Below are 8598 nucleotides of genomic sequence, written 5' to 3' on the forward strand. Positions count from 1 at the left end.
GGGTATAGAGGCTCAAGATCAGAGTATAAGTCAGGCAAGCCACTAGATGCTATGGCCTAAGGTCTGTTTGGGATCGGATTTTTTCGAGCACAGTGGGGTTCGAGCTTCTTCGACTCATGACTCGAATCCACATCACCACACTGGAGTTTCAACTATCCTTAACCCGAACGGACGTTAACAGTCGCAACAATCTTCGATCGAAAAAGCCGTACAAAGTATGATAAATCTCCAACTCAAGGGGGAAGTGGGAAAGCTCAAGCGAAATTGCTATACCTCTAAATTTAGAGCGAAAAAATCAATAACTTCTTGCAATTTACGAATAGATATGTTTTAATCTCTAAAAAAATAAAATTTCAAGAACAGAGATCTCTTAATACTATCGATTGTTGTAAGAAATTCAAATTTTATCGTTCGGCTTCTATTGAATTTATTTGAGTCGTTCGAATCAGCTTGTATGAAAAATTTCTAAAAGATAAAATATCTATGTAACGATTTTTATTTGATTGATGTATTGAGAATTTTAACGAGCTTATTCCGGGAATAAACTCCTGACTTAATTCTAATTTGCGACCTGGGTACTTTTAAGGTTTTTGAGAGTCGCTGAATTAATCCTCGATTGGCTTTGCCATCAACGGAGGGAGACTGTAATCCGATTGTCAAACTGCCATCACTTTCCTCTTTAATACTTTGCTGCTTGGCGTTGGGTTTGACTTTTCCTTTTATAATAGTTATCAATACCTATTGATAATAAAAATGAGTCGAAGGAACGATCGATCTACTTTACAAAAGTACAAGCAGGGTTATATTTTGTCGAGCTAGACTTAAAATATAGCCGATAAAATCTTTCGCTTAAAGGTTGAGAAAGGAGATTTTATCCTGAAACTCATCCTGAAAACTTCTGTATTTTTGGTTGCCGATGTACTCCCCATCCGATATCGATTATGAGTATAGCCACCATCAACCCCACTACTGGGGAAACCGTAAAAACTTTTGACCCTCTGAGCGATCGTCAGATCGAAGAAAAACTCGATCGCGCCAGTCGTGCTTTCGGGCAATATCGCCGGACGTCTTTTGCCGAGCGATCGAAATGGTTGCGATCGGCTGCGGATATTTTAGAGCGAGACGCGCAAAAATTGGGGAAAATCATGACCCTGGAAATGGGCAAACCCCTCAAAAGTGCGATCGCCGAAGTCAATAAATGCGCCTTGGTGTGTCGCTACTACGCCGATAACGCCGCCGAATTCCTCGCAGATACTCCGATTGCCACGGATGCCAGTTTCAGCTACGTGTGCTACCAGCCCATCGGAATCGTACTGGCGGTGATGCCCTGGAACTTCCCCTTGTGGCAAGTATTCCGATTTGCCGCCCCAGCCTTGATGGTCGGGAATGCAGGACTGCTCAAACACGCTTCCAACGTTCCCCAATGCGCCTTGGCGATCGAGGAAATTTTCAACGAAGCGGGATTTCCCCACGGTATTTTCCAAACTCTCCTCATCGGATCGGATCAAGTCGCAGGGATTATGGAGGACGATCGCGTCAAAGCCGCCACCCTCACCGGTAGCGAAGCCGCTGGGGCGAGTCTGGCATCCACAGCCGGGAAGCAGATTAAAAAGACGGTACTCGAACTTGGGGGTAGCGATCCGTTTATCGTTTTGCCCAGTGCGGATTTAAATGCCGCTGTGGCAACCGCCGTTACCGCCCGAATGCTCAACAACGGACAATCGTGCATCGCCGCCAAACGGTTTATTCTCGTCGGGGCGATCGCCGATGATTTTCAACAGCGTCTGGCCCAAAAGTTCGAGGGACTGAAAATTGGCGACCCCATGGCAGAGGATACGGATGTCGGTCCTTTGGCAACTCCGGGTATTTTACAAGATTTGGACGAGCAGGTGCGTGCCTGCATCGATGCGGGGGCAACGGTTGTCACCGGAGGCAAACCCCTAAGCGATCGCCCCGGGAACTTTTACCCCCCCACGATTTTGACCGACTTTCCCCCCGGAACCCCCGCCGACAACGAAGAATTTTTCGGACCGGTGGCCTTGTTGTTCCGAGTCCCGGATATCGACGCAGCCATCGAACTGGCCAACTGTACCGAGTTTGGGCTGGGGGCGAGTGTCTGGACGAACGTGGAAGCGGAACGAGAAAAGGCGATCTCCGAAATCGAAGCCGGGGCGGTTTTTATCAACGGTTTGGTCAAATCCGATCCGCGACTGCCCTTCGGCGGGATTAAAAAATCCGGTTACGGACGGGAACTGGGCATTCCCGGCATTCACGAATTCGTCAACCTGAAAACGGTATGGATTGGGAAGTAGCGGAGGCTTCGGGGGCTTTGGGGGCATGGGGAGAGGGGGAAGACAAGGGAGACAAGGGAGAGAATATGTTGGCGAACAACTCAAAATTTTCTGTTTTCCACACCTCATTCCCCATTCCCCATTCCCCATTCCCCATTCCTCATTCCCCATTCCCCATTCCCTATTCCCCACACCCCATTCCCTATTCCCTCTTTTCAACACTCAACAATGAACACAGCAGAACTACTCGTCAAATGTCTGGAAAATGAAGGCGTAAAATACGTTTTCGGATTGCCGGGGGAGGAAAATCTCCACGTCCTGGAAGCCTTGAGAGACTCGTCGATTCAATTTATTACCACCCGCCACGAACAGGGGGCGGCTTTTATGGCAGATGTTTACGGTCGCCTGACGGGAAAAGCGGGGGTTTGCCTCTCGACGTTGGGGCCGGGGGCGACGAATTTGATGACGGGAGTCGCTGATGCCAACCTGGACGGCGCGCCGTTGGTAGCGATTACCGGGCAAGTGGGAACCGATCGCATGCACATCGAATCCCATCAGTATTTGGATTTGGTGGCCATGTTCGAACCGGTGACGAAATGGAACACCCAAATCGTGCGTCCCAGCAATACCCCGGAAATCGTCCGTAAGGCGTTTAAGCAAGCCCAGCAGGAGAAACCGGGGGCGGTACATATCGATGTTCCGGAAAATATCGCCGGGATGCCGGCCGAAGGTCAACCCCTGAATCTGGGGAAGAAAGAGATTTCCTACGCTTCCTACAGCAGTCTCAACGATGCGGCCGCGGCAATTTCGCGAGCGAACAATCCCCTGATTTTGCTGGGGAACGGGGCCATTCGCGATAATGCCAGCGATGCGATTACCGAGTTTGCCACCCGGCTAAACATTCCGGTGGTGAATACGTTTATGGGCAAGGGGTTGATTCCCTACACCCATCCCCTGTCTCTGTGGACGATGGGGTTGCAGCAGCGAGACTATATTAGCTGCGGCTTCGACAATACGGATTTGGTGATTGCCGTGGGGTACGACCTGATCGAGTATTCGCCGAAAAAATGGAATCCCGAGGGGAACATTCCCATCGTCCACGTGGGCACTCGACCGGCGGAAATCGACAGCAGCTATATTCCGATCGTGGAAGTGGTGGGGAATATGACCGATGCCCTCAACGAGATTTTGCGGCGATCGGACCGAGAAACTAAACCCACTCCCCACGCGGTTGGCTTGCGATCGGATATTCGCGCCGACTACGAACAGTATGCCAACGATGACGGGTTTCCTATCAAACCCCAGAAAATTATCTACGACTTGCGGCAGGTGATGGGGCCCGACGATATCGTGATTTCCGACGTGGGGGCGCACAAAATGTGGATCGCCCGCCACTACCACTGCGATCGCCCCAATACCTGTCTGATTTCCAACGGGTTTGCCGCCATGGGGATTGCCATTCCCGGGGCGATCGCCGCCAAACTCGTCTATCCCGATCGCAAAATCGTGGCAGCTACCGGAGATGGCGGTTTTATGATGAACTGCCAGGAGTTGGAAACAGCCCTGCGGGTGGGGACGGCGTTCGTGACAATTATCTTCAACGATGGCGGCTACGGGTTAATTGAGTGGAAGCAGGAAGCCCACTACGGTCATGCATCGTTTATCGAGTTCGGCAATCCCGATTTTGTCAAATTTGCCGAAAGTATGGGATTGAAGGGCTATCGCGTCGAGTCGACAGCGGATTTGGTTCCCACCCTCCAAGAAGCCCTCGCCCAGGACGTTCCGGCGGTGATCGACTGTCCGGTGGATTATCGAGAAAATGCCCGCTTCTCGAATAAGGCTGGGGAGTTGCACTGTAAGATGTAAGCTCAGGTGCGGGTGGGGTGTGAGGTGTAGGGGAGTCCAGAGACAAGGAGACAAGGGAAATGAATTTTCCCCACACCCCACACCCTACCCTCCCCAGACACTGTCTTATCCCGAACTGACGTTAATTCAACCGAATCAAACTTGCCTTCAAAGCAATCTCCCCAGCGGCTTGCATGTTGATATTTCCAATGGCTTGAATTTGCAAGCTACCGGTAGAACTCAATTCGATCGTGCCACGATCGTCCAAGCGCAATTTTTGACCCCCCGGCGTCGTAATCTCGATGAATTTATCGCTATCGTTAATCTGTAACTGATGTCCCCCAGCTGTGGCGATCGAAATTCCCGATTTACTGTTGCCTTTATCTTCCTCCACAAACTCCAACTTATGACCGGTGCGGGTTTGTAGGGTTCGCAGGCGCACTTTCCCATCTTGCACGGCATCTTCCGCTTTCACCGGAGGCGCATCTTTGCCGTTCCACAACCCCCCCAGAATAAAGGGACGGTGGATGTCGCCATGCTCGAATCCCACTAGCACTTCATCGTCGATTTCCGGCAGGCACAGCAGCCCCCGGTTTTTCCCCCCTCCGGCGCTGATAACTCTCGCCCAATCGCTGGTATGGTCTTCCGTGAGGGTGGGAAACTTGACCTTCACCCGGCTGAGTCCGTCGGGGTCTTGATTGTCGGTGACAATGCCGATGGCGAGGGTTTGTCCCGGTTGCTGGCGGGGGGTAGGTGCGAGCAGGTCGAGGAGATCGCTACCGGCGCTGCGAATGCTAAATTCCGTGGTATAGACGCGCTCGTAGTAGGTGTGGCGGGTGTCGGTGATGTAATATTCGCCGTCGTATTTGCCCAGCTCTGAGAGTTGAACGACTTGTCCGGGAATCAGACCGGGGTTGCCATCTCCTTTGGCATCGGCGGTGATAAATCGATCGCCGATATCGTCGCATAATGCTTGAGCGATCGCCGAGGCTTCTTTAGGAGAAGAAACGGGGCGATCGAAGATAATTTCCGTGGGATTGGTCGGTTTTTTCTGAAATGAGTTACTGCTCTCGCTGCCGCTGCCGAATTGGTTTTGAGTAAGAGTTGTGCCTTTTTTGACTTTACTGACGATCGCATTTTTTTCTGGATAGTCCCAGGCGCGAACTTGCACTTCTTTGACTTGTTCGGCGCTGTTGACCCGAACGCGAAAATCGTGCAAATCTGTCAGCCACTTGAGAGTTAAACTGCCATCTTTTTTCGGTTTTCTAAAATTCAGTTTTCCCTCGCGAACGAACAGTTCAAATCCCAACGTCCATGCCCGTTCTCGCAAGAATTCCATATTGGTTTGATTTTTTTGAAATAGGTATTCGTAGGTCAAACCCGAACTCTCAATTTCTCCCGTAGGTATTCCCACTTCTATGGCAATTTTTTTGACGAGGTCGCTATCGGTGATATTTTGGAACGATCGATTCCAGCGACCTCGATAGAGGCGATGAGAAATATCGTATCCCCGTAAAATGATGGGTGCTTGCGATCGCTCGTTAAAATGAGTTTCGATCGCGGTAATTTCCCCTTCAAAAAGGGCAGAATCACCATTCGATGAGGAGGAGCTGCCAGAGTCGAAGGTGGGAGAATCGGCAGTATTACCCATCGATATAATTTTGACGGGTTTGCCAATTTCTAATAAACTTTGATGTTTCCAGACGGTATCGGATTCTCTCCCAGAATGGTAATCATTTTTGATGGCGATGGTAAATGTGGATGGTAAGTGCAGGCTTTGTTCGACGGTGACGTATAGAATATCTTCTATCAGGTCCGATCGAGCAGAAGCACCATCAATTTCCAGCTGAATCTTGGCGCGATAGCTACCTTTAACCGAACCCGTTTTTTCGCCAGATTTGACCGAGTTACCAGATGGAGAAGTGGCTTGAGTCATGATGTATTTTTGACCTCAGACTAAAATGAATGTCGATTGTCGATAATCTAGCGAAACTGACGATCGATATTTTGGCGCTTGTTATCTAAACTATCTTGTTGACGCTGGCTTTGAGAGACCCCACTATTGGCTTTCGCTTTCAAAGATTTGGTGGCAACCGATTCATCCACCTCCTTGAGCGTTAAACTGTCAATCACCGCTCGTACGGGAGTGCCATCGGGCAGAAACATTGTCAGTTTATAGTTGAGTTGCTCGACAAAGCAGGCTCTAAAATAGCGTTGATTGCCCCAAATAAACTGAAAGATGGGAGGACGTTCTTCGCGACCGACAAATTCAACCGCCTGACGAAAGGACTCGATATATTTTTTGACAACATTTTCCCCATCTTCATAGGTGTCAAAGAGAATATTGTTTAGGGTCACTTTATATGCTTTAATATTAGAAAAGCTGACTTTGGGTTTCCCTGATTCCGCACTTCTAGCCCCTGGGTTATCGGCAGTTTCAACGACACCCTCAAACACGAGTTCGTTGGGATTAAACATAAAATCGATCGCCTGACCCGCCCCGATGGGTACGAGTTTTGCCTTTTGCAGTTGTGCATTGGCTTGACTTAAATTTCGCGGCATAATTTTCTCCTAAAACTTGACTCGATAAGTGGGAAACGATCGTCAAAAGTGGCTAGCCCGATCGCTCTCGATCGAGTAGAAATCGATCGCGCAGGTAATGGCGAACTTCGGTGACCAACTGTTCGAGATGGCGATCGATGGGGACGGGACTGGTGCTGGCATCGGCCGAAAATTGCTGACTACGAACGGACAGCTGGCTGAGGGGATCGAACCACGGCAACGATGTGGCAGTTCGAAAATATTGACGTTCTCGTTCTCCTTCCAACTGCGGCCGAATTAACCCGTAGACTTTCTGGGCGAATTCTTCGAGTTCCGCATCGCAAACTTCTACTTTAGCGCCGACTTGCTTGAGCGTACGGGCGTTTCGATCGTCGAGAGGCAAATCGCTATCCTCATCGGATTCAGAGGGATTCTCGGCTTCGGCAAAGGGAGATCGAAGAGAAATCGATTTGGGGATGGTATTCTCTACTGACGAGGCGGATGTGTTCCCCAACCATGCTTCCAGGCTGGTGGGAGATGCCGGTGAGTCGAAAGCATTGGCATTTCCCGGATCGGGTATTATTTTCGGAACATTGGCAGATGGCAAGTTATTTTCTTCTAACCCAGAAGAAATTTCACGAGGTTGGATGTTTGAATCGCGATCGGATTTGAGGAAGAGTTGGGTATCTTCGATCGCCGTCTCCTCGGAAAATCCCCCCAGAGGCGATATTCGATCGCCATTGAAAGCAGATATCGTTAAATCGGAAGCGGATCTCAAGGGAGGATTTCCCAAACGATCGCTCGAAAATGTGGCATTCTCCTGTCGTTGAATCGATGTTTCTGCTTCTAGGGGAGAATCGGTGGCGACGCTTTCAGTATCCTCCCGTCGCTGAATGGGAGTTTGGGTTTCCTCAACAGAAGAATCGATCGCTTTTTGAATGGTTGGAGTTTCTTCTTCTACGGATGGATAATCGGTTGCGACACTCTCAGTTTCCAAACGTGGTTGAACCGGTATTGCAGTTTCTGGTGTAGGAGATGCGATCGCTTTTTGAATTGTTGGAGTCTCCTCTTCAACAGGGGTTTCACTAGCAATACTCTCAGTTTCCAAACGTCGTGGAATCGGGGTTTCCTCTACGACGGATGGAGTTTCACTAGCAATACTTTCGGTTTCCGAACGTGGCTGAATCGGGATTGCCGTTTCTGCCGTCGGAGATGCGATCGCTTTTTGAATTGTTGGAGTTTCCCCTTCAATAGGAGAATCGGTAGCAACACTCTCAGTTTCCAAACGTGGTTGAATGGGAGTTTCTTTGACAGATGGAGAATCGGTAGCAACACTCTCAGTCTCCGAACGTGGCTGAACCGGTATTGCAGTTTCTGGTGTAGGAGAGGCGATCGCTTTTTGAATGGTTGGGGTTTCCTCTACGACAGGAGAATCGGTAGCAATGCTTTCGGTTTCCGAACCGGGTTGAATCGGGGTTTCTTCTACAGATGGAGAATCGGTAGCAACACTCTCAGTCTCCGAACGTGGCTGAACCGGTATTGCCGTTTCTGGCGTCGGAGAGGCGATCGCATTTTGAATGGTTGGAGTCTTCCCTTCGAGTGGAGAATCGGTAGCGACACTCTCAGTTTCCGAACGTAGTTGAATCGGAGTTTCCTCTACAGATGGAGAATCGGTAGCGACACTCTCAGTTTCCGAACGTGGCTGAATCGGGATTGCAGTTTCTGGCGTCGGAGATGCGATCGCATTTTGAATGGTTGGGGTTTCCTCTTCATCTGGAGAATCGGTAGCAATACTTTCGGTATCCGAACGTGGCTGAATCGGGATGGCAGTTTCTCGCGTCGGAGAGGCGATCGCATTTTGAATGGTTGGAGTTTCTTCTACAGATGGAGAATCGGTAGCAATACTTTCGGTATCTAAACG

5 protein-coding genes and 1 pseudogene are annotated in these 8598 nt (G+C 49.8%); 2 read left to right on the forward strand and 4 right to left on the reverse strand.

Annotated features, from left to right (window positions below; all coding sequences use genetic code 11):
• Window positions 1-495 precede the first annotated feature (495 nt).
• The gene (locus AC2215_RS07895) at window positions 496-735 is read right to left on the reverse strand and encodes a DUF167 domain-containing protein (RefSeq protein ID WP_486809426.1); all 240 of its coding nucleotides are present in this window, start codon (window positions 733-735) and stop codon (window positions 496-498) included.
• A 206-nt stretch (window positions 736-941) separates the two neighbouring features.
• On the opposite strand from AC2215_RS07895, the gene AC2215_RS07900 reads away from it, so the two are divergent.
• Both AC2215_RS07900 and AC2215_RS07905 read left to right on the forward strand, forming a co-directional pair.
• Window positions 942-2312, forward strand: coding sequence for an NAD-dependent succinate-semialdehyde dehydrogenase (locus AC2215_RS07900; protein ID WP_486809427.1), 1371 nt, complete (start codon window positions 942-944; stop codon window positions 2310-2312).
• A gap of 207 nt (window positions 2313-2519) precedes the next feature.
• The gene (locus tag AC2215_RS07905) at window positions 2520-4157 is read left to right on the forward strand and encodes an acetolactate synthase large subunit (protein WP_486809428.1); all 1638 of its coding nucleotides are present in this window, start codon (window positions 2520-2522) and stop codon (window positions 4155-4157) included.
• 121 nt (window positions 4158-4278) lie between these two features.
• On the opposite strand, the gene AC2215_RS07910 is transcribed toward AC2215_RS07905, so the two are convergent.
• The 3 genes and pseudogenes from AC2215_RS07910 to AC2215_RS07920 all read right to left on the reverse strand — a co-directional run.
• A complete protein-coding gene (locus AC2215_RS07910; RefSeq protein ID WP_486809429.1) occupies window positions 4279-6072 on the reverse strand; it encodes a VgrG-related protein in 1794 nt (597 codons plus the stop codon).
• 47 nt (window positions 6073-6119) lie between these two features.
• The gene (locus AC2215_RS07915; RefSeq protein WP_486809430.1) at window positions 6120-6698 is read right to left on the reverse strand and encodes a CIS tube protein; all 579 of its coding nucleotides are present in this window, start codon (window positions 6696-6698) and stop codon (window positions 6120-6122) included.
• 52 nt (window positions 6699-6750) lie between these two features.
• Window positions 6751-8598, reverse strand: a pseudogene (locus AC2215_RS07920) (hypothetical protein); the annotation flags it as partial.

Source organism: Zarconia sp., from assembly GCF_057467645.1.

Bases quoted from the DNA above. Each gene is read 5' to 3' on its own strand.
- AC2215_RS07900 (WP_486809427.1), top strand. From the start codon at position 942: ATGAGTATAGCCACCATCAACCCCACTACTGGGGAAACCGTAAAAACT.
- AC2215_RS07905 (WP_486809428.1), top strand. From the start codon at position 2,520: ATGAACACAGCAGAACTACTCGTCAAATGTCTGGAAAATGAAGGCGTA.
- AC2215_RS07910 (WP_486809429.1), bottom strand. From the start codon at position 6,072: ATGACTCAAGCCACTTCTCCATCTGGTAACTCGGTCAAATCTGGCGAA.
- AC2215_RS07915 (WP_486809430.1), bottom strand. From the start codon at position 6,698: ATGCCGCGAAATTTAAGTCAAGCCAATGCACAACTGCAAAAGGCAAAA.